Source organism: Mycetocola sp. Y791, assembly GCF_059445325.1.
The window spans coordinates 1-24,430 of the sequence record NZ_JCAIUC010000002.1 but is presented as its reverse complement, the minus strand read 5'-3'; the positions used below and the strand labels follow the sequence as shown (position 1 = coordinate 24,430).

General features: G+C 66.0%; 23 protein-coding genes. 15 read left to right on the top strand and 8 right to left on the bottom strand.

The annotated features are described in order from the left end of the window. The first annotated feature begins 140 nt into the window (after positions 1-140). From ddaH to AC1C2N_RS04925, 4 genes are all read left to right on the top strand, one after another. Positions 141-1,004: a dimethylargininase gene (ddaH, locus tag AC1C2N_RS04940; RefSeq protein ID WP_495433733.1), complete on the top strand. Its 864-nt coding sequence runs from the start codon at positions 141-143 to the stop codon at positions 1,002-1,004. Next, positions 1,001-2,248, top strand: a complete 1,248-nt coding sequence (gene rocD, locus AC1C2N_RS04935) for an ornithine--oxo-acid transaminase (protein WP_483406678.1) — start codon at positions 1,001-1,003, stop codon at positions 2,246-2,248. The genes ddaH and rocD overlap by 4 nt, the downstream gene beginning before the upstream one ends. Positions 2,249-2,330: 82 nt before the next feature. After that, complete coding sequence (locus tag AC1C2N_RS04930; RefSeq protein WP_495433099.1) at positions 2,331-3,797, top strand: peptide MFS transporter; 1,467 nt, start codon at positions 2,331-2,333, stop codon at positions 3,795-3,797. Positions 3,798-3,868: 71 nt separating this feature from the next. Continuing rightward, positions 3,869-4,606: a polyprenol monophosphomannose synthase gene (locus AC1C2N_RS04925; protein ID WP_483406680.1), complete on the top strand. Its 738-nt coding sequence runs from the start codon at positions 3,869-3,871 to the stop codon at positions 4,604-4,606. Between the two features lie 127 nt (positions 4,607-4,733). Here AC1C2N_RS04925 and AC1C2N_RS04920 read toward each other — a convergent pair whose 3' ends face one another. Both AC1C2N_RS04920 and AC1C2N_RS04915 read right to left on the bottom strand, forming a co-directional pair. Then, positions 4,734-6,002 (bottom strand): alpha-hydroxy acid oxidase, encoded by a 1,269-nt coding sequence (locus AC1C2N_RS04920; RefSeq protein ID WP_495433098.1) that lies wholly within the window; start codon positions 6,000-6,002, stop codon positions 4,734-4,736. Positions 6,003-6,052: 50 nt separating this feature from the next. Next, on the bottom strand, positions 6,053-6,811 hold the full coding sequence (locus AC1C2N_RS04915; protein ID WP_483406682.1) for a FadR/GntR family transcriptional regulator: 759 nt from the start codon (positions 6,809-6,811) through the stop codon (positions 6,053-6,055). A gap of 107 nt (positions 6,812-6,918) precedes the next feature. On the opposite strand from AC1C2N_RS04915, the gene AC1C2N_RS04910 reads away from it, so the two are divergent. Genes AC1C2N_RS04910 through AC1C2N_RS04900 form a run of 3 tightly spaced genes read left to right on the top strand, consistent with a single transcriptional unit; the run spans position 6,919 to position 8,667 of the window. After that, a complete protein-coding gene (locus AC1C2N_RS04910) occupies positions 6,919-7,377 on the top strand; it encodes a hypothetical protein (RefSeq protein WP_495433097.1) in 459 nt (152 codons plus the stop codon). Then, positions 7,377-7,763, top strand: a complete 387-nt coding sequence (locus AC1C2N_RS04905) for a transcriptional regulator (protein WP_495433096.1) — start codon at positions 7,377-7,379, stop codon at positions 7,761-7,763. Before AC1C2N_RS04910 ends, AC1C2N_RS04905 begins: the two co-directional genes overlap by 1 nt. A 1-nt stretch (position 7,764) precedes the next feature. Continuing rightward, a complete protein-coding gene (locus AC1C2N_RS04900; RefSeq protein WP_495433095.1) occupies positions 7,765-8,667 on the top strand; it encodes an alpha/beta hydrolase in 903 nt (300 codons plus the stop codon). A gap of 79 nt (positions 8,668-8,746) precedes the next feature. Here AC1C2N_RS04900 and AC1C2N_RS04895 read toward each other — a convergent pair whose 3' ends face one another. Further along, the gene (locus AC1C2N_RS04895; protein ID WP_495433094.1) at positions 8,747-9,667 is read right to left on the bottom strand and encodes a 2-hydroxyacid dehydrogenase; all 921 of its coding nucleotides are present in this window, start codon (positions 9,665-9,667) and stop codon (positions 8,747-8,749) included. A 77-nt stretch (positions 9,668-9,744) separates the two neighbouring features. Here AC1C2N_RS04895 and AC1C2N_RS04890 point away from each other — a divergent pair, with 77 nt between their 5' ends. Next, a complete protein-coding gene (locus tag AC1C2N_RS04890) occupies positions 9,745-9,963 on the top strand; it encodes an SCO4848 family membrane protein (RefSeq protein WP_495433093.1) in 219 nt (72 codons plus the stop codon). A 120-nt stretch (positions 9,964-10,083) separates the two neighbouring features. On the opposite strand, the gene AC1C2N_RS04885 is transcribed toward AC1C2N_RS04890, so the two are convergent. The 3 genes from AC1C2N_RS04885 to AC1C2N_RS04875 form a co-directional block, all read right to left on the bottom strand. Continuing rightward, the gene (locus AC1C2N_RS04885) at positions 10,084-11,583 is read right to left on the bottom strand and encodes a rhamnulokinase (protein ID WP_495433092.1); all 1,500 of its coding nucleotides are present in this window, start codon (positions 11,581-11,583) and stop codon (positions 10,084-10,086) included. Positions 11,584-11,704: 121 nt separating this feature from the next. Beyond that, positions 11,705-13,741 carry a bifunctional aldolase/short-chain dehydrogenase gene (locus tag AC1C2N_RS04880; RefSeq protein ID WP_495433091.1) on the bottom strand — a complete coding sequence of 679 codons (2,037 nt, stop codon included), beginning with the start codon at positions 13,739-13,741 and terminating at the stop codon, positions 11,705-11,707. A gap of 81 nt (positions 13,742-13,822) precedes the next feature. Further along, positions 13,823-14,584, bottom strand: coding sequence for a DeoR/GlpR family DNA-binding transcription regulator (locus AC1C2N_RS04875; RefSeq protein WP_495433090.1), 762 nt, complete (start codon positions 14,582-14,584; stop codon positions 13,823-13,825). A gap of 191 nt (positions 14,585-14,775) precedes the next feature. On the opposite strand from AC1C2N_RS04875, the gene AC1C2N_RS04870 reads away from it, so the two are divergent. The 6 genes from AC1C2N_RS04870 to AC1C2N_RS04845 all read left to right on the top strand — a co-directional run bounded on the left by AC1C2N_RS04870 (position 14,776) and on the right by AC1C2N_RS04845 (position 21,064). After that, entirely contained in the window at positions 14,776-15,591 is an 816-nt protein-coding gene (locus AC1C2N_RS04870; RefSeq protein ID WP_495433089.1) for a DeoR/GlpR family DNA-binding transcription regulator, read from the top strand. 103 nt (positions 15,592-15,694) lie between these two features. Beyond that, positions 15,695-16,723 carry an autoinducer 2 ABC transporter substrate-binding protein gene (locus AC1C2N_RS04865; protein ID WP_483406692.1) on the top strand — a complete coding sequence of 343 codons (1,029 nt, stop codon included), beginning with the start codon at positions 15,695-15,697 and terminating at the stop codon, positions 16,721-16,723. 63 nt (positions 16,724-16,786) lie between these two features. Further along, on the top strand, positions 16,787-18,322 hold the full coding sequence (locus AC1C2N_RS04860) for a sugar ABC transporter ATP-binding protein (RefSeq protein ID WP_495433088.1): 1,536 nt from the start codon (positions 16,787-16,789) through the stop codon (positions 18,320-18,322). Next, positions 18,319-19,329, top strand: a complete 1,011-nt coding sequence (locus AC1C2N_RS04855; RefSeq protein ID WP_483406694.1) for an ABC transporter permease — start codon at positions 18,319-18,321, stop codon at positions 19,327-19,329. Before AC1C2N_RS04860 ends, AC1C2N_RS04855 begins: the two co-directional genes overlap by 4 nt. Next, on the top strand, positions 19,326-20,408 hold the full coding sequence (locus AC1C2N_RS04850; RefSeq protein ID WP_495433087.1) for an ABC transporter permease: 1,083 nt from the start codon (positions 19,326-19,328) through the stop codon (positions 20,406-20,408). The genes AC1C2N_RS04855 and AC1C2N_RS04850 overlap by 4 nt, the downstream gene beginning before the upstream one ends. 77 nt (positions 20,409-20,485) lie before the next feature. After that, complete coding sequence (locus AC1C2N_RS04845) at positions 20,486-21,064, top strand: dienelactone hydrolase family protein (protein WP_483406696.1); 579 nt, start codon at positions 20,486-20,488, stop codon at positions 21,062-21,064. Between the two features lie 43 nt (positions 21,065-21,107). On the opposite strand, the gene rhaI is transcribed toward AC1C2N_RS04845, so the two are convergent. Both rhaI and AC1C2N_RS04835 read right to left on the bottom strand, forming a co-directional pair. Continuing rightward, on the bottom strand, positions 21,108-22,274 hold the full coding sequence (gene rhaI, locus AC1C2N_RS04840) for an L-rhamnose isomerase (protein ID WP_495433086.1): 1,167 nt from the start codon (positions 22,272-22,274) through the stop codon (positions 21,108-21,110). A 181-nt stretch (positions 22,275-22,455) separates the two neighbouring features. After that, on the bottom strand, positions 22,456-22,785 hold the full coding sequence (locus tag AC1C2N_RS04835; RefSeq protein ID WP_483406698.1) for an L-rhamnose mutarotase: 330 nt from the start codon (positions 22,783-22,785) through the stop codon (positions 22,456-22,458). Positions 22,786-22,968: 183 nt separating this feature from the next. Here AC1C2N_RS04835 and AC1C2N_RS04830 point away from each other — a divergent pair, with 183 nt between their 5' ends. Continuing rightward, a complete protein-coding gene (locus AC1C2N_RS04830; protein WP_495433085.1) occupies positions 22,969-24,012 on the top strand; it encodes a LacI family DNA-binding transcriptional regulator in 1,044 nt (347 codons plus the stop codon). Positions 24,013-24,430: the final 418 nt, after the last annotated feature.

Here is a 24,430-nt window from a genome sequence, read left to right as displayed (position 1 = left end):
CAGCATTCGTGCGCACAACTGTCGACATCATCACGGGACTGCGTGCGACACTGGTTCTACGGCGTGCCGGTCTGATCGCCTCTCGCGAGCTGCCGGCCTCCCTGGACACCGTCCGCCGCTTCTTCGTGACGGAGATCAGCATGACGAACATCGACACCATGGCAGCAGGACAGACCGGGACCCGGGTGCCGACGACCCGCAGCTACCTCATGTGCAGACCCGAGTTCTTCACCGTGTCGTACAAGATCAACCCGTGGATGGAGCCGACGAAGCCCACCGACACCGCCAGGGCGCTCGCCCAGTGGCAGGTGCTCTACGACACGTATGTCGGTCTCGGCCACGACGTACAGCTCATCGATCCGATCGACGGGTTGCCCGACATGGTCTACTCGGCCAACGGCGGGTTCGTGATCGACAACATCGCGTACGGCGCGAGCTTCACTCACCCCGAGCGGATGCCGGAGGGCCCCGCGTACATGGAGTGGTTCCGCAGCAACGGCTTCGACGTCCGGGTCCCCCGGAACGTCAACGAGGGTGAGGGCGACTTCCTCCTGGTCGGGGAGACGATCCTCGCGGGAACCGGATTCCGAAGCGAATCACAGAGCCACAGCGAGGTTGCCGAGATCTTCGGCCGCGAGGTGGTCACACTCACACTCGTGAACCCGAACTTTTACCACCTCGACACAGCGATCGCCGTTCTCGACCCGGTCGCCGGGAAGACGCTGGCGAACATCGCCTACCTGCCAAGCGCGTTCGACGCCCGCTCACTCGAGATCCTCCGTGACCGTTACCCGGATGCCATCATCGTGAGCGAAGAGGATGCCTCGATCCTGGGGCTCAACTCGATCTCCGACGGATGCAACGTCGTGATCGCACAACGTGCTGTCGGGTTCGAACGCCAGCTGCGCGAACGCGGCTACAACCCCATCGGCGTCGACCTGTCCGAGCTGCTGCTCGGCGGCGGCGGAGTGAAGTGCTGCACACTGGAGCTGCGGAGAGCATGAGCATCGTGAACGAAGAGCTGAACGTGATGACGACCGATGCGCGACGCGCCATTGCGAGCGAAGAAGAGTACGTTGCGCACAACTATCACCCGCTCGAGGTGGTGGTGGCATCCGCCGATGGTGCCTGGGTCACCGACGTCGAGGGCAAGCGCTACCTGGACTGCCTCGCCGCGTACTCGGCAGTGAACTTCGGGCACTCGAATCCGACACTGGTCGAGGCAGCACGTGATCAGTTGCGCCGGGTGACACTGACCAGCCGTGCGTTCTACAACGACCAGCTCGGCTCCTTTGCCCAGGCGCTCGCCGAACTCAGCCGCAAAGAGATGGTGCTGCCGATGAACACGGGCGCCGAGGCCGTGGAGTCGGCGATCAAGGTGGCGCGAGCGTGGGGCTACCGCGTCAAGGGCGTCGCCGATGGTCAGGCGAACATCATCGTGATGTCCGGCAATTTCCACGGACGGACAACGACGATCATCAGTTTCTCCGACGACCCTGATGCTCGGGCCGACTTCGGCCCGTACACGCCTGGGTTCCGTACGGTGCCCTATGGCGATGCTGACGCGCTCGCGGCTGCCATCGATGAGAACACTGTCGCGGTGCTCGTCGAACCGATCCAGGGTGAGTCCGGCGTCGTCGTGCCGCCCGCGGACTACCTGCCGGCGGTGCGCACAATCTGCACCGACAACAACGTGCTCCTGATCGCCGATGAGATCCAGTCGGGGCTCGGCCGCACCGGAACCACATTCGCCTCTGACCTCGTCGGGGTCGTGCCTGACCTCTATCTGCTCGGCAAAGCGCTCGGCGGTGGCATCGTGCCTGTGTCAGCTGTCGTCGGCAATCGCGACGTGCTCGGAGTCCTCCAGCCGGGGCAGCACGGGTCGACCTTCGGCGGTAATCCACTCGCGGCGGCGGTCGGCCGCGCGGTAGTACGGATGCTCGCGAGCGGCGAGTACCAGAAGCGCGCCAGGGTGCTCGGGGCTCGACTCCACAACAGGCTCAACGGACTTGTCGGCCACGGGGTTCTCGAGGTACGCGGGGCAGGGCTCTGGGCCGGGATCGATATCGACCCAGCACTCGCTTCCGGACGTGAGGTGTGTGAACGGCTCATGGAGCGTGGGGTGCTCGCCAAAGACACCCACGGATCGACGATCCGTCTTGCGCCGCCGCTCGTTGTGGAAGAGGCCGACCTCGACTGGGCCGTCGATCAGCTCGAGGCGGTGCTCCAGGAGCTCGGGAGCGTCTAGCGCCTCCCCGCGCGGTGCGAGCGAGGGCGGAGGTTTGCCCGGGAGTTCGCAATGCCCCCGTTCGCGGGGTACCGTCGTAACTATGAGTCAGGTCACAACTCCGGCCTCGGCGCGTGAAGATCGCAGCTTTTTCGGGCAACCACGCTCGCTTGCCAACCTCTTCGGCGTCGAGATGTGGGAACGCTTCTCCTTCTACGGGATGCAGGGCATCCTCCTTATCTACCTGTACTACTCCGCAGCTGACGGTGGTCTTGGCATCCCGCAGGTCACCGCAGCCGGCATCGTCGGAGCATACGGCGGAGGGGTCTACCTCTCCACCATCCTCGGAGCGTGGATCGCTGACCGTCTCCTCGGCAGCGAGCGTGTTCTGTTCTATAGCGCCGTCGTCATCATGGTCGGCCACATCGCTCTCGCGCTTATTCCCGGCATCCCTGGCGTCGCCATCGGTCTCATCCTCGTCGCCGTCGGCTCCGGCGGTCTCAAGGCGAACGCAACGAGCGTCGTCGGAACGCTCTATTCAGAAAAGGATCCGCGCCGTGACGCCGGTTTCTCGCTCTTCTACCTCGGCATCAACCTCGGAGCGTTCTTCGGCCCGATCCTGACCGGGCTGCTCCAGCAGAGCCTCGGCTTCCACTTCGGCTTCGGTCTCGCCGCTGTCGGTATGGCCGCCGGGCTCGTCCAGTACTCGTTCGGCCGCAAGCGGCTTCCGGCAATCGCGCGGCAGGTGCCGGATCCGTTGCCGAAATCACGCTGGCTGGCCTACGGGCTCATCGCTGCGGCCGGTGTGGTCCTCATCGTGGTTCTCGTGATGGTCGGAGTCATCACCGCTCAAAACCTCGTGACGATCGTGATCCTGCTCACCGTGGTATCCGCTATCGCCTATTTTGTCGTCATCCTCACGAGCGCGCAGGTAACGGCAACCGAACGCAAGAGGGTTTACGCGTTCATTCCCCTGTTCATCGCCAGTGCGGCCTTCTGGTCGCTCTACCAGCAGCAGTTCACCGTCGTCACGATCTACTCGGACGAGCGGCTCGACCGGAGCCTCTTCGGCTGGGTGATGCCGGTGTCGTGGGTGCAGTCGATCAACCCGATCTTCATCATCATCCTCTCCGGGGTGTTTGCGGCGATCTGGACCAAGTGGGGTACGAAGCAGCCATCGACGCCGCTCAAGTTCGCCGCCGGCACCGCCATTATGGGCATTGCCTTCCTGTTCTTCCTGCCGTTCGCGGGCGGGGCAGCCAACTCGACGCCGTTGCTCGCCATGATCGGTATCCTGCTCGTCTTCACCATCGCCGAGCTGTTGTTGTCGCCCGTCGGACTCTCGGTCGCGACAAAGCTCGCGCCGGAAGCCTTCCGTACGCAGATGGTCGCGTTGTTCTTCCTGTCGGTGGCGCTCGGATCGGCGGTCTCCGGACTGCTCGCCGAGTGGTACCTCACGGTGAATGAGTCGGTCTACTTCGGGCTGCTCGGCGGCATCGCGATAGTGATCGGCGTGATTCTCGCCGTCATCGCCAGGCCGGTACTCCGGCTGATGAGCGGGGTGCGGTAGGCGGCGTGGGCGCCCGCTCTCTGGTTTAGGCTGGGAAGCCGCGCGGCGCCCGCCGCCCCGGGAGGACGCACGTGGCCGAAACGCTTGTCGTCATTCCGACATACAACGAGCGCGAGAACGTCACCGCCATCGTTGGTCGGGTCCGCACTGCGACGCCAGGGGTTGACGTGCTCGTCGTCGACGACAACTCACCCGACGGCACCGGTGATATTGCCGACGGCCTGGCGGCATCCGATGCGGCGGTGTTTGTCCTCCACCGTGCGGCGAAGAACGGTCTCGGCATGGCATACGGCGAGGCGTTTCGGTGGGCGCTCGCCCGCGGGTACCGCCGCGTCGTGGAAATGGACGCAGACGGTTCGCACGCGCCCGAGCAGCTTCCATCGTTGTTGAGTGCTGCGGATGCCGGCGCTGACGTCGTTTTGGGATCCCGCTGGGTTGCCGGTGGTGGCGTCAAGAACTGGCCGAGGTATCGCGAAGTGCTGTCGCGGGGCGGCAGCGCATACGCCCGGTTCGTGCTCGGCCTGCCGCAGCGCGATGTCACAGGGGGATACCGGGTGTTCACCGCGCGCGCGCTCAGCAGCATCCGTCTGGAGGATGTGCACAGCCAGGGCTATGGGTTCCAGGTCGACATGTTGTTCCATGCCCAGCGGGCGGGACTCGTGATCGTCGAGGTGCCGATCACCTTCGTCGAGCGGGAGTTCGGTGAATCCAAGATGACCGGGGGTATCGTCCTGGAGGCGATGTTCCGGGTCACGCTGTGGGGGATCGGCGCGCTGCCTGGTCGGATGCGGCGACGGTTCGTGCGCTGACGCACCCTGCCGTTGTGGGAGCGTTGAGCTGGTGCGTTCTTGCGGGTGGTGCTTCGGGAGGAAAATCCGGGGGCCCGTCCACGCATGGACGACGGGCCGCCGGATCTTCCTCCCGAAGGGGCCGGGTCTACCGCTGGGCAGCGGCGACGGCGTCAGCAGCGGGCGATGCGTACGGCACCAGTCGGGCCAGCTGGGTCACGTGGCGCGGCTCGAGCTCGTCGAGGCTCGCGACACCGAGCAGCTTCATGGTGCGGGTGATCTCCTCCGAGAGGATCTCGATCGTGCGGTCGACACCCTGGCGCCCGCCGGCCATGAGGCCGTAGAGGTACGCGCGTCCGATGAGCGTGAACTGGGCGCCCAGAGCAACGGATGCCACGATGTCGGCACCGTTCATGATGCCGGTGTCGAGGTGAACCTCGACCTCGGTGCCGACTTCGCGGACGACGGCGGGAAGCAGGTGGAACGGGATCGGCGCACGGTCGAGCTGGCGCCCACCGTGGTTCGACAGCACGATCGCGTCGGCACCGAGTTCAACGGCGAGCCGCGCATCGGCGACGGACTGGATGCCCTTGACGACGAGCTTGCCCTTCCACTGCTCGCGGATGAACCTGACCTCGTCGGGTCCGACCGTCGGGTCGAACATCGTGTCGATGAGCGCGGCGACGGTTCCTGACCAGCGGTCGAGGCTCGCGAAGGCGAGGGGCTCCGTGGTGAGGAAGTTGATCCACCAGGCCGGGCGAGGCAACGCGTTGATCACGGTCTTCGGGGTGAGTGCCGGCGGAATCGAGAAGCCGTTCTTCACATCGCGGAGGCGGGCGCCGCCGACGGGGGTATCGACGGTGACCATGAGGGTGTCGTACCCGGCAGCCTGGGCCCGGTCGACGAGCGCGAGCGAGCGGTCGCGGTCGGTCCACATGTAGAGCTGGAACCAGTTGCGTCCGCCCGGTGCTGCCGCGGCGACGTCCTCGATCGACGTCGTTCCCATGGTGGAGAGAGTGAACGGGATGCCTGCGGCCTCGGCCGCCGTCGCTCCGGCGCGCTCGCCCTCGGTCTGCATCATCCGGGTGAAGCCGGTCGGCGCGATACCGAACGGCATCGCGCTCGTCTTGCCGAGCACCTCGCGGGTGGTGTCGACCTGCGACACGTCACGGAGGACCGACGGGTGGAACTCGATGTCCTGGAACGCCTGACGCGCACGTGTGAGCGAGATCTCGCCCTCGGCCGCGCCGTCGGTGTAGTCGAACGGTGCCTTCGGGGTGACGCGCTTGGCGATGGTGCGCAGGTCGGCGATGCTCGTCGCCGCGGCGAGCCGACGGGTGCGCGCGTTGAACTCAGGCTTCTTGAACTGCATGAGCGGCGCGAGGTCGCGCACCTTCGGGATTCGTCTGTCGACCATGGGGTCTCCTTCTGTCGGGGTGGTGTGTTCGAGCTGCCACAAAGGGTTGTCTACGTGCCCCGCGGCGCGGCATCCGGAACCATTTCTGGCAAACCAACCGCTCGATGCGCGGGCAAGTCCGTCTCCGCGTAGTAGTTCGTGATGTGCGCGTGCACCGTCGAGCGGGCGCTCGCCGCATCACCGGTCTCGATGGCCGCGACGATGTCGCGGTGTTCGGCCTTGAGGCGCGCCGCCGTCGCGGACCACGACGGCAGGGTCGCCGCTCCGGCCCGCACATAGCTCTCGATCGAGCTGCGCAGGCCGGCCATCGTCGCCGCGATCACCTGGTTGCCGGATGCTTCGGCCAGCGACAGGTGGAACTGGGCATCGAGTGCGAGAAACTCGGCGGCGGTGAGCGTGCGCGACTCCATGACGTCGAGCAGGGCCACGGATGCCTCGAGGCTCGGCCGCGGATCCGCGCCTGCGAGGTCGGCGGCAACGGCGGTCTCGAGCACGAGTCGCGTGGCCACGATGTCGGTCACGGCGAATCCCGTTGCCGCGACCTGCAGTCGCATGAGTGCCGACATCCCGCCGCCGGGGAGGGCGACGATGATCGCGCCCGAGTTCGGACCGGATCCGGTCGCGGTGCGGATCAGCCCGAGTACCTCGAGTACCCGAAGTGCTTCGCGCACGCTCGAGCGGCCGACGCCGAGGTCAGCGGAGAGGGCGCGTTCGCCGGGGAGATGGTCGCCGGGCCGCAAGCGGCCCTCGAGCAGGTCGCGCTCGATGGACTCGAGCACCACTTGCCAGGCGCGAGGTTCGTCCGTCACGCTGCTCCCGTCATTGGTGTGGTCTGACCACAGAGCCTACACCTCACGCGCGAGTGCGACGAAAAAGATTCTCGACTTTCCATGTCGGCAACTGTAGAGTTGCCGACATGGAAAGAGACGATGCCCTCAGTCCCCTGGCCGCCCAGGAGCAGCTCGATGCGTTGACGGCCGACGGTGCAACGGTCAGCGGGCGAACCACTGCTCCGCTCTGGTATGTGATCGTGCAGTCGCTCTGTATTGGCGGATTCGTCTTCTCGTTCAGCCTCGGCCACTGGCAGTCCATGGGTTTCGTGATCGCCGCGGTGGCGATGGTGCTCCTGGGGGTGCTGCGGCCCGCCATCACCGGTACCCGCGCCGAACCGTGGGTGTATCGGCGGTCGATGACGGTTGGCACGGCCCAACTGGTCTTCGTGGTTGCCCTCGTGGTGCTCGGCCCGTTCCTGGCGACCCTCGCCGATTCCGCCGTGCTGTTCGGTGCCATCGTGGTGGTGGCCTTCGGGGGGAGCCTTGCGCTCGGGATCGCGATGGAGCGCGCGCTCGCTCGCTCCATCGCGGAGGGTGAGTAATGGCGGCAGAAGCACGCTTCGATGAAGCGGTGCATGGCGTCGTGCGACTGCGGGTCTGCGGCATCCTTGCTCGCCTGGGCAGCAGCGAGTTCGCGCTGCTTCGGGACACTCTCGGTGTGAGCGATCCGACGCTGAGCAAACACCTCAAGCACCTTGAGCAGGCGGGGTACCTGAAGCTGGTCAAGGGGCCTGGCCTCGGTGGCCGAACCCGCACGTGGGCAGAACTCACCGACGAGGGCCGGGCCGCGTTCGACGGGCACGTCGCCTTCCTCCGCGAGGTGATCGACACCGACCCGGGCGCGATCGACGGCAGGTCAGGCGCGCCAGTCGCAACCGACACCGGGTCAGGGGCGAGCGGCTCGGGCGCGACCGAAAGCGGAAGCTGACGTGGTTTTTCGGGCACGGCGCAGGGTGGGGTCTTCGATCGGGTTTGACGGGCTGGTTGTTTCCGGGCCTCACGGCGACATTCCGGTCCGCTGGTACGAGGCGGTGGCATCCGATGGGTTCTGTCCTGTGCTGGTCTGGCTTCATGGCGGTGGGTTCTTCACGGGTGGGCTTGAGCAGCCCGAGTCGCACGACGTTGCGCTCGCCCTCGCGGGCAGGGGCATCACGGTCGTGACCGTCGATTATCGGCTGGTCCCGCTTCCCGGCCTGGCGCAGCTGGGCGCGCTCGCGGGCCGCGCCGCGGTGCGACACCCGGTGCCGAGTGACGACGTTGCCGCCGTCGTGCGGTGGGCGCGCGAGCGCGCTGGCGGCCCGGTCTTCCTCGGCGGGGCGAGCGCCGGCGCATGCCTTGCAGCCACGGCCACCCTGCGGATGACGGACGAGGGCTCGCCGGTGCTCGGCACGGTGCTGGCCTACGGTTTCTTCCACGCCGCTCTCCCCGTCCCACCGGCGGAACTGCGCTCCCGTCTGACCGGCCGCCGCAGACTGACGCACGCGCCCTTTCTCCTCGACGCCGTCAACCGGAACTACGCCGGCTCAGCCACGGTGCTGTCGGAGCGACTCGCATTCCCCGGTGGGCATGATCTCGGCGGCTTCCCACCAACGCTGATGGTCGACGCCGACAGGGACGTCATGCGTTCCTCCGCCGAGCGGTTCGCCGCTGAGCTTCGTGCTGCGGGCACGGATGTCACGCGCCGTGTTCTCCCCGAGACCCACCACGCGTTCCTCAACCGTCCGGTGCTCCCGGAGTTCGCGACGGCGATCGACCTCATCGCCGAGTGGTCCGCGCGTCACGCCGACGACGGCCGGCGTTCGCGCCGGGAGAAGGAAGAAGAGGCCGGATAAGGATGAATTCCGGCTGGTGATCCTTATCTCGCGGTTGTTTCCTGAGCTCGACGCTGTCGCCCGGTAAGCGGGTCAGATGCTACGAGCGAAGCACCACGTTCTCGGGTTCTTCGCCCCGCAGCATCCGTTCGATCTGGCGTCGGGCGAGCTTCGCCATCCGCGGCATCATGGCGGTCGATGCGCCACCGACATGGGGGCTGATCAGCACGTTCTCGAGGGCGAAGAGCGGGTGCCCGTCGGGCAGCGGCTCCGGATCGGTCACGTCGAGCGCGAACCGCAGGCGGCCCGATTCAGCGTGGCGAAGGATGGCATCCGTGTCGGCCACGGCGCCGCGCGCGATGTTCACCAGCAACGCCCCATCGGGCATGGCCGAGAGGAAGTTCTCGTCGACGAGGCCGGTCGTCTCCTCGGTGAGCGGAACCCCGACAATGACGATGTCGGCGGTGGGCAGCAGCTCGGGCAACTCGTCAATGCCGTGGATCTCGCCGCGCTCATCGCTCCGCGCGTGGGTCGCAACCCGAACGACGTTGACCTCGAAGGGGAGCAGGCGGTCCTCGATCGCCTTGCCGACTCCGCCGTAGCCGAGCAGCAGAACTGTCCGGTCCGCGACGCTCGCGTGTCTGGCGGGCGCCCACTTTCCCTTCTCCGCCGCGCGGACGAAGTCCGGGATGCCGCGCTGCGCCGCGAGTACGAGCGCCAGGGTGAGCTCGGCGGTCGAGGTCTCGTGCACCGAAGAAGCATTGGCGAACACATTCCCCGGTGGCAATACCTCGTCAATACCGTCGTATCCGATCGACTGGCTCTGCACCAGTTTCGTCGTCACGCCCTGAAGCGCCTCCAGCGTCTCCGGCGATCCCATGTAGGGCAGGATGACCATGTCGAAGGAGGACTCCGGCGCCGGGCCGGACATGTCCCACTCGACAAACTTGACGCCATCGATGTCGCCGATGGCCTTACGCAGGGTCTTGCCTGGGACGCTTACGAGCAACGGTTCAGTCATGACCTGAGCCTACCGAAGGCGGTCGTGCGCACCGCGGCATCCGGAGGGAGGTAGACAGCGCGCGGTAGATTCGACTAATGGATTCACCGCTTCTCGTCGCACTCCTTCTCGCCAACGTCGTGTTCAACCTCATCGTCTGGCCGCCGCTCTACCGGCGCGTGGAGAAGGACCCGAGGGCTCGGGATGCCGCCGGCAAGGCAACGAAGTTCCTCACCGTGCACATCGTGCTGTTCGTTGTCGCCGGAGTGCTGACCCTCGCCAGCGCGATCGTCGCGATCGCGGCCCTCGTCGGCTAGCTCGCGCCCCTCGTCGAGCGCGCCACTTCCATGCCCGCGCTGCAGAAGTGTCTGCAGCGCGGGCATGGAAGTGCAGCGGCGGGCGAGGCGCGGCTTCGGGACTGCGAGCCAGAGCCCGCGTCAGCGCCGGGCGCGCGGCTCGAACCGAACGGGCTCGAACGACGCCGCCACTCGCGCGCGCAGCGACTCGAGGTCGCCGTCGATCAGCCCGACGGCCCGCGCCTGTACGAGCACGTTGCCGAGAGCCGTCGCCTCCACCGGGCCGGCGAGCACCGGCAGCCCGGCCCGATCCGCTGTCTGCTGGCACAGCAACGTGTTGAGCGAGCCGCCGCCGACGATGTGGATCACCGAAACGTGCGTGCCCGCGAGACGGGACGCCGTCTGCACGGCGTGCGCGAAGGCATCCGCGAGGCTCTCGAGGATCGACCGGGTGAACTCAGCCTGTGACTGCGGGACCGGCTGACCGGTCTCGCGCAGCAGCTCGGCGATGCGCGCGGGCATATCACCCGGCGGCATCAGCCGTGCATCGTTCGCGTCGAATACCGGCACGGGTCCGGACACCGCGGCTGCCCGGGCGAGCAGGGTCGGCAGGTCGATGGGCGCTCCGGACTCCCGCTCCCAGGTGCGCACCGACTCGCTCAGCAGCCACAGCCCCATGACGTTGTGCAGGAACCGCACCCGCCCGTCGACTCCACCCTCGTTCGTGAAGTTGGCCTCCCGGCTCGGCTCGGTGAGCACCGGTGAGTCGAGTTCGAGCCCGACAAGCCCCCAGGTGCCGCACGAAATATAGGCGGCATCGCCAGTCATCATCGGAACACCAACAACAGCGGATGCCGTGTCGTGCGATCCGACAGCGGTCACGGGCACGCTCGGTGAGAGCCCGGTCCGCTCGGCGAGCTGCGGCAGCAGCGTACCGATGCGGTCGCCGGGGAAAACGAGTGGGGCGAACAGCCGGCGCGGCAGGCCGAGCCGGCTCATCAGTGCCTCGTTCCACTCGCCGTCGACGGTGAGGAGCCCGGTCGTCGACGCGTTGGTGGACTCCGAGACGCGGGCGCCGGTGAGCCAGTGCGCGAGCAGGTCGGGGATCAGCAGCGCGGTGTCGGCGTCGTTGAGCCGATCGCCGTCGGCGGCCAACTGGTAGAGCGTGTTGAACGCGAGGAACTGCAGGCCGTTCTCGGCGTACAGTTCGCTGAACGGAACCTTCGCGTGCACCGCTTCGACGCCACGCTCGGTGCGACCGTCGCGGTAGTGGAACGGCTCGGCGAGCAGGTGCCCGCCCGAGAGCAGGCCATAGTCGACGGCCCACGAGTCGATGCCGATCGACGCCAGGTTCGGAGCGCGCGTCGCGGCCTCGGTCAGCCCGGTGAGCACCGATTCGTAGAGGCCAGTGATGTTCCAGTGCAGCCCGCCGTCGATCTCGACCGGGCCGTTCGCAAAGCGTGCCACGGGCTCGAGCCGCAGCTCGTTCGGCCCGACGTGGCCGAGCATGACCCGGCCGCTCGTCGCACCGAGGTCGACGGCCGCGACCGTGCCGACGGTGCCGACGGTGCCGACGGTGCCGACCGTGCCAGCCGGGACCGTGCCAGCCGCGACCGTGCCAGCCGGGACGGTGCCGCTCACGCGACCACCTCGGTTGCCGTGCCGCCGAACGTATCAGTTCCGGTCGAGAACACCAGTTGCGCGCGATGTTCTCGACCGGAAGTGATGTTCTCGCCGCGCCCGCGCCCGCGCCCGAGCCCGCTCATCGCAGGAATGCGGCTGCAACGCCGGCGTCGACCGGAATGTGCAGGCCCGTGGTGTGCGACAGGTCGCTCGTGCAGAGCACGAACACGGCGTTGGCGACGTTCTCCGGGACAACCTCGCGCTTGAGGATGGTGCGCTGGGCGTAGAACTTGCCGAGGTCTTCCTCTTCGATGCCGTAGGTCTTGGCGCGGTTGGCGCCCCAGCCCGAGGCGAAGATGCCCGAACCGCGCACGACGCCGTCGGGGTTGATGCCGTTCACCTTCACGCCGTACTCACCGAGTTCGGCCGCGAGCAGTCGCACCTGGTGCGCCTGGTCGGCCTTGGTCGCCGAGTACGCGATGTTGTTCGGTCCGGCGAAGACCGAGTTCTTCGACGAGATGTAGATGATGTCTCCACCGAGCTTCTGCTCGATGAGCACGCGGGCAGCGGCCTTCGACACGAGGAACGATCCCTTGGCCATCACGTTGTGCTGCAGGTCCCAGTCCGCCTCGGTGGTCTCGAGCAGCGACTTCGACAGCGACAGTCCGGCGTTGTTCACGACGAGGTCGAGTCCGCCGAACGCCAGAACAGCGGCGTCAATCGCGGCCTGGACCGCCTGCTCGTTCGAGACATCCGCCGCGATGCCGATCGCGACATCCGTGTTTCCGATTTCTGCGGCAGCGGCCTGTGCCTTCTCGAGCGACAGGTCGGCGATCACGACGCAGGCACCCTCGGCGGCGAGGCGGGTGGCGATGGCCTTGCCGATTCCGGATGCCGCGCCCGTCACGAGAGCGATGCGGGTCGCGAGCGGCTTGGGTTTCGGCATGCGCTGGAGCTTGGCCTCCTCGAGCGCCCAGTACTCGATGCGGAACTTCTCTGCCTCGTCGATCGGCGCGTAGGTCGAGAGGCCCTCTGCCCCACGCATCACGTTGATCGCGTTGAGATAGAACTCGCTCGCAACGCGTGCGGTCTGCTTGTTAGCGCCGTAGCTGAACATGCCGACACCTGGGACGAGAATGATGAGCGGGTCGGCGCCGCGGATCGCGGGGGAGTCGGCCGTCGCGTTGCGGTCGTAGTAGGCCTGGTAGTCCGCGCGGTACTCCTCGTGGAGGACCTGCAGGCGCTCGATCGTCTCTTCCACCGATGCGGATGCCGGCAGGTCGACGACAAGCGGCTTCACCTTGGTGCGGAGGAAGTGGTCAGGGCAGCTCGTTCCGAGGGCGGCGAGGCGCGGGTGCTCGGCGCTGGCGAGGAAGTCGAGGACGACAGCGTGGTCCGTGAAGTGGCCGACCTGCGGCTTGTCTGTTGACGCGAGTCCGCGGAGCGTGGGGGCAAGGGCTGCAGCCTTGGCACGACGCTCGGCGAGGGGGAGGGCTTCGTAGCCGTCGAGCTCGGGGCCGAATGGCTCGGGACGCGAGTGGGTCGCGATGTACTCAGCGGCGGTGTTGATGATCCAGAGCGAGTTCTTCTCGGACTCGTCGCTGGTGTCTCCCCACGCGGTGATGCCGTGTCCGCCGAGGATGCAGCCGATGGCATCCGGGTTTTTCGCCTTGATCTCGGCGATGTCGAGGCCGAGCTGGAAGCCGGGACGGCGCCAGGGAACCCAGACCACCTTGTCTCCGAAGATGGTCTTCGTGAGCTCTTCGCCGTCTGCGGCGGTAGCGATCGCGATGCCCGAGTCGGGGTGCAGGTGGTCGACGTGAGCAGAGTCGACGAGGCCGTGCATGGCGGTGTCGATCGACGGGGCAGCGCCGCCCTTACCGTGGAGCGTGTAGTCGAAGGCCGCAACCATCTCGTCTTCGCGCTCGACGCCGGGGTAGACGTGAGTGAGCGCCCGCATGCGGTCGAGGCGGAGCACGGCGAGGCCCGACTCGGTGAGGGTGCCGAGGTCGCCGCCGGATCCCTTGACCCAGAGCAGCTCGACGTCGTCGCCGGTGACGGGGTCGGTGTCGACGCCCTTGGCCGACGTGTTGCCGCCGGCGTAGTTCGTGTTTTTCGGGTCGGCGCCCAGCCGGTTGCTCCGGGCGATCAGTGCCGCTGCGGTCTCGTTCGTCATGCGCGTCTCCCGTTGTTCGTTCATGTTAACTCTTACAGAAAGTAACACCGGCCGTTGCGTCGGTCAAGGAGACGCTCCCGGTCAGGCGAGTTCGACGAGGTTCCTGTACGGATCGAGCCTGGCGTCGGCGGGATCGAGTTCGGTGACCATGAGGCTCACCCGCTCCCAGTCCAGGGCGCGGGCGAGGGCACGCTGGCCGAGTTTGGTGGAGTCCACGAGGAGGACTGTTTCGTCCGCCGCCGCGACGAACGCGAGCTTGACCTGCGCCTCCGCGAGGGTGACCTCACTCGTTCCGCGCTCGGGGTCGACCGCACCCGCTGAGGTAAAGAAGTGCGAGTAGTGCAGCGAGCCGGCCGCCTGGCACGCCAGCAGGCCCACGAAGCTGTCGGTGCGTTCCTCGGCCTCACCGCCGATGAGTAGCTGCATCCCCCCGAGGCGCCGCGCACTCTGGAAATTCTCGTACGAGTTCGTGGCAACGGTGAGGTCAGTGCCCGATCCCTCCATGCGCGCGAGTACGGTTCCCGCGGTGGACGACGCGTCGAATGCGACAGCCCCGGTCGCGGGCATCAGCGCAAGCGCCTTGTCGGCGATGACGCGCTTCGCCTCGGCGCCCGTCGACATCCGGTCAACAAAGGAGCGCGGTTTGAGGGAGGGTACCGCGCCGCCGCGGACCCGGCGAAGGCGGCCCTCGGTCTCGAGGTCGGCGAGGTCGCGTCGCACGGTCATCGCCGAGACGCCGAGGCTTTCCGCTGCCTCGTCGAGACGGATGATTCCGTCGGCGGTGAGGATGCCGAGCAGGCGCTCCCGGCGGGACTCCGCGTCGACGGTCGATGTTGTTGCCATGTTCCCGCTCCTCGGTCTGGACTGAAATGCTACAGCCAGGCGTTATCGCGGGGCGCGCTCCCCCTGCGAGGGCAGGACCTCAACGCAAGCGTTCCGCAACGTTTTGATTTCGTTTCTTGACGTGAACTGACGATCGGCCTATCTTTCGAGACAAAGCTGAGAGTTCGTCACTGTTGCCGAACGGAGGAGCGATGAGTCGATACGACTTCGTGCGCGAAGAGGCGATTCTCGATGACCTCCTCACCAAGGGACGCGTCACGGTCAACGATCTCGCGACGCGGCTCGGAGTCTCAGCGGTCACCGTGCGCAAAGATCTCGACCTGCTTCAACAGCGATCGCTCCTCCGTCGCGTCCGCGGGGGTGCCGTCGCAACGGTCCCACGTGAGGAAGACGCTTTCGAGAGCCGACTGCGTGCTGATGCCGCGGCCAAGCGCGCCATCGCGCGGGCGGCCGCGGCGCTGGTGCAGGATGGCGATGTCATCGTGATCGACTCGTCGTCGACGGCGTATTACCTCGCAACCGAACTGACCGGCCGCACCGGCCTGGTCGTCGTGACCAATGGCATCCGCCTCGCCAGTCTCCTGATGGAGCGTACGGACGCCACGGTCATCCTTCCAGGGGGAGTGGTGCGCCGCGCATCGCGATCGGTCGTCGGCGCGTTCTCGGATGTGCTCGAGGGGCGCGGTCGGGTGAAGACCGGGTTCTTTGGAGCATCGAGCGTGTCGCGGAGCCTGGGCCTGCTCGAGCTGTCGACGGAGGAGTGCGAGGCGAAGCGGGGGCTCGCGCGCTCGTGCGATTCGGTGGTCGGTCTGTTCACCGCGGCGAAGGCCTCCGGCTTCGGCCTGCACGCGTTTGCGGACCCGGACCACATCACGGCGCTGTACACCGACGATGCGGTGGGTCCGGAGTTCCGGGAGGCGTGGCAGGGATCCGGGGTGGACGTCACCGTGGTCGCGGTGCCGGCGCCTGGCCCCGCACGCGAAATTCCCGAGGAGGTACCGGCGTGACCGGCATTTCACACGAACCAGGAGAAACACCTCGCGGCGGCAGTGTCGCGACCGTCTGGGCGATGTCGCCCGGTTCAGAGAAGAAAGAGGCACAACTGTGTTGATGAGAAGGAAGACACTGGCGGTCGGCGCGCTCGCGTTGACCGCGGCGCTCGCCATGACCGCATGCACGAGTCGTGGCGACGCGGGTGGTGGCGACGCGGGCGGAGGCGGCGGCGACGAGCAGGTCACCGTTGCATTCGTGCCGAAGCTGCAGGGCATTCCCTACTTCGAAGCGATGAACGCCGGTGGCGAGGCGGCCGCGGAGGAGCTCGGCATCGAATGGCTCTATCAGGGACCGACAACGGCGGATGCCGCTGCGCAGGCAGACATCGTTCGCTCGTTCATCCAGCAGGGCGTCGACGCACTCATCGTCGCGCCCAACGATCCTGACTCCATGGCACCGTTGCTGCAGGAAGCCGCTGATGCCGGCATCCAGGTTGCGACGAGCGACACGGACGCACCGAGCTCGGTGCGCGAGGTGTTCGTGAACCAGGCGTCGGTCGAGGGTATCGGCGAGGGTCTCACCGATGCGCTGCTCGACGCCATGGGCGGATCGGGCAAGTACGCCATCGTGTCGTGCGGGGAGACGGCGGCGAACCTGAACGCGTGGATCGAGGTGCAGGAGGAGTACACCGCCGAAGAGTACCCTGACGCCGAAATCGTGGACATCGTCTACGCCGGTGAGGACCAGGCAATGGCGACGTCGATGGCAACCGACCTCATGAATGCTCACCCGGATCTCACCGGGCTGGTCGGCGAATGCACGTCGAGCGCCCCCGGCGTTGCCCAGGCGGTGTCGGATGCCGGCAAGGTCGGCCAGGTGTTCACGGTCGGCCTCGGAACCCCCCAGTCGATGAAACCGTACCTGGAAGACGGTTCATCGAGTGCGTCGATCCTCTGGGACGTCGAGGCACTCGGTTACCTCACCGCGTGGACCGGGTTGCAGCTCGCCGAAGGTAACGAACTCGAGGCGACGAACAACGTGAGCGACGACCTGCCAGAGGTGGAGTATGACTCCGAGTCGAAGGTTCTTCTGCTCGGGCCTCCCCTCACCATCACGACGGAGAACGTCGACGAGTTCGACTACTGACAGCAAGAAGCGGTGGTCGGGACGGCGGGACGCGAGTCGCCCGTCCCGACCGGGAGGGATCTCATGCCCGGCAATATCGATACCCCGGCGGCCGTGCTTCCACGGCTCGCCCTCTCGGGCGTCTCAAAGAGCTACGGCGGCGTTCGGGCCATCAGGAACGCCGACATCTCGGTGGCACCCGGCACGGTGCACGCCCTCGTCGGCGAGAACGGCGCGGGCAAGTCGACGCTCATCAAGATCGTGGCGGGAGCGGAACGCGCCGATGCCGGTCGACTCGAATTCGATGGTCGTCCCGTCACGATTTCATCAACGACGGATGCCATCGGGCTCGGTGTGCAGACGGTCTACCAGGAGCCGCAGCTCTTTCCGGAACTCAGCGTTGCCGAGAACGTCTTTGTGGGGCGCGAGCTCACGAAGGGGATTCGTGTCGACTGGGCCGGGCAGGCCGACCAGATGGGTCAGCTTCTCGACACAGTGGGACTCAGTGTCGGCATCGCGACCCGGCCCGTCGGCAGTCTGTCCATCGCTCAGCAGCAGCAGGTGTCGATAGCGAAGGCGCTCGCCGGAGACGCGAGGGTGCTCATCCTCGACGAGCCGTCAGCGATCCTCACCGACGCTGAGATCGACGTGCTGTTCGGCGTGATCCGCAGGCTGACCGCGACGGGGGTCGCCGTCATCTACATCTCCCATCGCCTCGACGAGCTGTTTCGCATCGCCGATGTGGTGACCATCATGCGCGACGGTGAGACGATCACAACCCGGCCGATCGCCGACCTCACGGTCCGGCAAATTGCGGAACTCATGGTCGGAGGGGTTCTCGCCGAGCCGCGTGGCGATGGTGAGGCGACTCGCGGTGCCGTCGTGCTCGAACTCGACGCACTGAGCCTGGCGAATGCGTTCGAGAACGTCAGCTTCAGTGTCCGGTCGGGTGAGATCCTCGGCCTGTACGGCCTCATTGGTTCAGGTGCCGGCGAGATCGCCAGCACGATCTACGGAATGCAGCGACCAACAGCGGGGCGGATGCTGGTGAAGGGTGAGCCGGTCGTGATCAGTCGTCCGTCCTCAGCGAGGAAGCGTGGCATCCATCTGCTCCCCGCCGATCGCTCTGCTCAGGGGGCGTTCTCTTTTCAGAGCATCGCCTTCAACATCACGATCGGAGAGCTTCGCCTGCTGTCGCGGGTGCGGGGTTGGGTCGAGCGACGTGTCGAACGTGACATCGCGCGGGACTTCATCACCAGGCTCGCGGTGAAGACGCCGAGCGAGCGTCAGCCGATCAGCGCCATGTCGGGTGGTAACGCACAGAAGGTGGTTCTCGCGCGACAACTCGTCAGCCGACCGGAGCTCCTCGTACTCGTCGAGCCGACCCAGGGCGTCGACGTCGGTGCCAAGGAAGAAATCCACCGCATCATCGACGACCTGGCCAGCGAGGGGACCGCGGTGCTCGTGGTGACGAGCGACCTGGGTGAGGTCCTGCGGATCTCCGATCGCATTCTGGTGATCCGCAGCGGCGAGATCGCCCGGGAGTTCAGCCCGGATGCCACCCAGGTCGAGATCCTGGCGGCTGCGGCCGGCGAAGCGGGCAGGGAGGAGACGTCATGACGGCGCTCGCCACCGGACCAGCGGAGAAGGCGATGGTCCGTCGCATCCTGCCGCCACCGGTCACCGGGCAGGAGTTCGTTCTCGTTGGCGTGATCGCCGTGCTGTGGGCGTTGCTCGGAGTGTTCACTCCGTCGTTCCTGAGCGCGTCGTCGATCCAGCCGCTGTTCGTGTCGGTTGCGCCGATCGCCCTGATCGGTGTCGGGATGACGTTCATCATCATTACCGCCGGCATCGATGTGTCGGTGGGAGGGGCAATTGCGCTCTGCGCCGTCGTCACCGCAAAGCTGCTCGTCGACGTGAACGTTCCGCTCGTCGTCGCTGTGCTCGTGAGCATGGTCCTCGGCACGGTACTCGGTCTTATCAACGGCACCCTGATTGCGTACGGCCGGGTGCACGCCATCATCATCACCTTCGGAACCGCGAACATTTTCCAGTTCTTCGCGCTGCGGACCTTCGGGTCATCGACGGTCAACAACATCCCGTCCACCCTCGATGTCTTCGGGCGGGGCGAGTCCGGGCGGACGCTCGGGGTGCCGCACAGCTTCGCGATCACGATTCTCATCGTGCTTGTGGCGTGGTGGTATTTGAGGAACACGGCAGGGGGCAGGCACTTCTTCGCGATCGGTGGAAATGCGAACGCGGCTCGCCTCGCCGGGGTGAAGGTGCAGCCGCGCGTCGTGCTCGCGTACGCGATCACCGGTGCCCTGGTCGGCCTCGGAGCCTGCTTCTTCATCGCAGCGGGCACGTCGACGCTCGACCAGGGCGTCGGCACCGGTCGTGAGCTCGCGGTCATCGCCGCCGTCGTGATCGGGGGAACCTCGATTCTCGGTGGCCGCGGCTCGGTGATCGGCACGCTGCTCGGCGCGATTCTTGTGCAGACGGTCAACTCGGGTGTGACCCAGCTGGGCTGGCCGTCACAGCTCGCGAACCTGTTCGTCGGGGTCTTCATCATCGTCGCCGTCGGCACGGACCTGCTGCGCGAGCGGGCACGGAGGAGGAAAGCATGAGTGTCACGACCGAGGCTCCGGTCACCAGGCCCGATGAATCCAGGCGAAGCATTGGTGCGCGTGCGCTCGAAGCGCTCCTCACCCAGCGCATTGTCCTGCTCGCTGTCCTCATCGTTGTCGTGCTCGTCGTGATGACCGTTCTCGACGGTGTCGGCCTGCTGAGCGGGTCATACAACTCGGACTACCTCGCCGCATCGCTCATCAACGCCGTTCCCCTCGCCATGCTCGGTCTCGCGCAGCTCGGGGTCATCCTCTCCGGACGCGGGGGCATCGACCTGTCCGTCGGTTCGATGGTTTCGGTGACGGGTATCGCGTTCGGGATGTCATACGGTCTCTGGGGCTGGAACCTCATCGTCGCGATGGTGTTCGCCGTCGTGCTCGGTGGCATCCTCGGTGGCATCAATGGGGCGCTGGTGTCGTATATCGGTTTTCCGCCTTTGATCGCCACGCTTGCGACGTTCTATGCCTACCGTTCGATCGCGCTCGTGTGGAGTGGCCAGAAGCCGGTGAACTCGACCGAAATCCAGACCTTCTATTCCGCAGCGAAGGCTGTCGAGCTGCCGATCATCGGGGCATCCGTGCCGTTGATTCCGCTGGGGATCTTCACCTTCCTCATTCCGGTCGTCATCGTGGTCTGGGTGCTGCTCAACAAGACGACCTTTGGGCGCCGGGTGTACGCCCTCGGCACCAACGACACGGCGGCATCGTGGGCTGGCATCAACGTCCGCCCGAACCGCTTCGCCGTGTATGTGCTCTCCGGGGTGATCTCCGGACTCGTCGGGATCGTCACTGTCGCGCAGTTCGCGTCGGCGCGTCCGGATGCCGGTACCAGCGGCAACGGCATGGCGCTGCCTGCGATCACGATCGCCGTCCTCGGCGGGGTCGCGATCACCGGCGGCATCGGACGGGTGTCCGGAGTCGTTCTCGCAACGGTCCTCATCGTGTGGCTCAACGCCGGAATCCTGCTCGCGTTCCCGGGGAACGACGGTGTGCAGGTGCAACTGCTCGCGCTCGGTCTCGTGCTCGTGTTTGCTTCTCTCCTCAACGGGCTCACCAGGCGCAGGTACGGGGGCATCTGACACTGGCGGCGGTTCGAGCAGGTTGATATCCATGACGGCACGCCAACCGCGTGCGTAACCGGACGAAAGGGTTTCTTATGGCCGAGGTTCTGCTGTTCCATCACGCGCAAGGCCTGACCCAGGGCATCCGCGAATTTGCCGAACTGCTCCGGCAGGCTGGTAATGAGGTTCACCTCCCCGATCTGTTCGACGGGCGGACGTTTGAAACCCTCGAGGAGGGCGTGAACCATGCCCGCGAGATCGGCTTCACCCAGATTCTGCGACGGGGGAGCGCGGCAGCCGCTGACCTGCCGAGCGACCTCGTCTACGCCGGTTTCTCCCTCGGGGTGATGCCGGCCCAGCTTCTCGCCCAATCGCGACCCGGCGGGCGCGGTGCACTGTTCTTCTCCGCTTGTCTGCCCGTCACCGAGTTCGGCGATGTCTGGCCGGCTGCGCTCCCCGTGCAGATCCACGCGACGGAGGGGGATCCCGAGTTCGTGGACTCCGGCGACATTGACGCGGCACGCACGCTCATCGAGCAGGCAGACGACGGTGAACTCTTTATCTATCCGGGCGACGCGCACCTCTTCGCGGACTCCAGCCTTCCGTCCTATGAACCCGATTCCGCGGAGCTTCTCAGCGGGCGCGTCCTTCAGTTTCTCGATCGGGTCGGGTAGTGAGGCCCCGTACCTGGGCCCGTCGCGAACAGGCGCCGGACGCTTACGCCCCCCAGCCCGCCTGCTGGCCACCGACACGCTCAGCGGCGATCTGCTCCTGGTAACCGGATGCCGCGTATGCGGCCATCGGGTCGGCCGGAAGACCGCGGGACTCGCGCCACGCGGCCAGGTCGCCACGAACATCCGTATAGAAGGCATCCATGAGGATGCCATTCGCGCCGAGTACGTCGCCTGCGTTCTGCGCGGCAAGCAAGGCATCGCGGTCGACGAGCAGCGCACGCACCGTCATCTCCTGAACATTGAGTACGCTGCGGATCTGGCCGGGGATCTTGTCCTCGACGTTGTGGCACTGGTCGAGCATGAACGCGACGGGTGAGTCGTCGTCGAGCCCGCCTCCGCGAACGACCTCGTAGAGGATCCGGAACAGCTGGAACGGGTCGGCCGCACCGACGATGAGGTCGTCGTCGGCGTAGAAGCGCGAGTTGAAGTCGAACGAGCCGAGTTTGCCGAGGCGAAGCAACTGGGCGACGATGAACTCGATGTTGGTGCCTGGAGCGTGGTGACCGGTGTCGAGGCAGACGAGGGCCTTGTCTCCGAGGGCGCTGACCTGGGCATAGCTCGTTCCCCAGTCGGGAACATCGGTGTGGTAGAAAGCCGGCTCGAAGAACTTGTACTCGAGCACGAGGCGCTGGTCATCGCCGAGGCGGTCGTAGATCTTCTGCAGCGATTCGGCGAGCCGGTCCTGACGACCGCGGATGTCACCCTGGCCCGGGTAGTTGGTGCCGTCGGCGAGCCAGATTTTGAGGTCCTGAGAGCCCGTCTCGCCCATGATGTCGATGCACTCGAAGTGGTGGTCGATGGCTTTCTGGCGGACAGCGGGGTCGGTGTGGGTGAGCGAGCCGAACTTGTAGATGTCGTCCTGGAAGGTGTTCGAGTTCACGGTGCCGAGCGACACGTTGAGGTTGGCCGCGTAGTCACGAAGCGCGGCGTAGTCATCGACCTTGTCCCAGGGGATGTGCAGCGCCACCGTGGGAGCGAGTCCCGTGAGCTCGTTCACCTTTGCGGCATCCGAGAGCTTCTCCTGGATCGTACGCGGGGTGCCGGGGGTGCCGAAGACCTTAAACCGGGTGCCGGAGTTGCCGAACGCCCACGAGGGGAGTTCGATGGCCTGTTTTTCCAGCGTGGCAAGTGCCGTGGAGTCGATCGTCATTGTTCTTCGTCCTTACTGAATTTCATGTGTGGAACACGTTGCTGAATCGTTTCAGCTCAGAGCACCAAGTTATCAGAGAAGGGCGGTGCCGGCATAGCCCGCTTGCCTTCCGTGTGTAGCTTCTGCGTCCACGGCGAGACGGATGCCTCGGGCTGCGCCCGCGCACTCGCCAGACGCGATGTCATGCCAGGTGGAAATACTCCTGCAGTGTTCGCATGGTCCGGTCGGGGGCGGTCTCCTCCGCGAAGTAGCCAGCCATGGTTGCCTGCCACCGTTCGTTGACCTCGGTCCTGTCCATTTCGGCTCTGGCGCGATCAAAGTTGTCGGTTTCGAGGTAACCGACGACGAGCCCATCCTCCTTGCGGAGGAACAGGGAATAGTTGCGCCAGCCGCACGCACTCAGTGCCTCGAGCATCTCTGGCCAGACCGTCTCGTGTGCCGCGAGGTAGTCATCCACCCGTTCGGGCTTGAGGTTCATGAGGAAGCAGACGCGTTCGATTTCGGTGGACACTGTGAGCTCCTTTGATCAGTGTGGTCGGTACACGCACTGGGGGTCCGGCCGCGTCGACGTGGCCTGCAACACGCGAATTGGATGAAATGATTCAACCGGATCTTTTGTATCACGCCAGCCGGACGCGCAGCGATCCACGGGTTCGCCTATACGCTGGCATCACCGGCCATGGAGGATTGCGTTATGGGAATGAGCGTTCGTGACGTAGCGAACCGTGCGGGAGTGTCTGTGGGGACTGTCTCCAACGTGCTCAACCGGCCGGACAAGGTATCGCCCCAGACTGTCGAGCGTGTACGAAAAGCCATCGACGAACTGGGGTTCGTGCGCAACGACGCGGCACGGCAACTCAGGGCTGGACGTAGTCTCAGCATCGGGCTGATTGTGCTCGATGTCTCGAACCCGTTCTTTACCGATGTCGCCCGAGGCGCCGAAGACCGTGCCGCCGAAGACGGGCTCACGGTCCTCCTCGGCAATAGCGACGAAAACGTCGAGCGTGAAGCGGCATACCTCGACCTCTTCGAGAAGCAGCGTGTCCACGGCGTCCTCATCTCGCCGGTCGGCGACAGTGTCGACAGGCTCGACCGCCTGCACACCAGGGGCATCCCGGCTGTTCTGGTCGACAGGCCGACCACCGACGAACGGTTCTCTTCGGTTGCCGTCGACGACGTCGCCGGCGGGTATCTCGCGGTGCGGCACCTCATTGATACCGGACGACGCCGGATCGCCGTCGTCGGCGGTCCTGCTCACCTGCGCCAGGTCGCCGATCGGCTCGCCGGCGCACGCAACGCCGCAGCAGAGACGGAAGGGGTCACTCTCGAGTACATCGAAACTGACGCCCTCACTGTCCTCCAGGGCAGGAGAGTCGGTGAAACTGTACGGGAGCGGTCGGTCGCTGAGCGCCCGGACGGCCTGTTTGCCGCAAACGATCTCGTGGCGATGGGCCTCCTTCAGGCGCTCAGCATGCTCGGCACACTGTCGGTACCGGACGACATCGCGATCGTCGGCTACGACGACATCGACTTCGCTGTCGCAGCGGTGGTGCCCCTCACGTCAGTGAGGCAACCGAGCGCCCTCATCGGGTCGACCGCGGTCGACCTTCTCCTGAGGGAGGCGGAGGCACCGGATGATTTCACGCGCGAGCACATCGTGTTCCAGCCCGAATTGATCGTGCGGGAATCGACGATGCCGGGCGCATCCGGCGGGGCGAACACCTCACTAGGTTCGTGATGGTTGCACGAGCACCGGAGGCGACACGCCCGGCCTGCACGTGCAATTTGCCGGAGTGACGAAAGCCAACGTAGAGTAACTACTCGTCACCCCAAAGGTGCGGCTGAGCTTAGCTCGCCGGCCTCATGCGGGACCAAATCCTCACCTCAACTCCGTCACTCTTGAGTGTCGTTGTCTTGAGGTTTAGGATATAAAACCCACCCAGGAAGAACCGAAGAAATTCGGCGACTCTTGTGACGCCCAGCCTGGCTGGATGTCACGGGGAGCGGCCGGTTTTACCGGCTGATTCATGTGGTAGGGTAGAGAAGTTGCCCTGCGGAGCAGCCCGGAAGGGTGAAAAGCGGGAGCATCCGATCCTTGAGAACTCAACAGCGTGCACAATGTCAAATGCCAAATACCCGTTGACTCGACCTTTTCT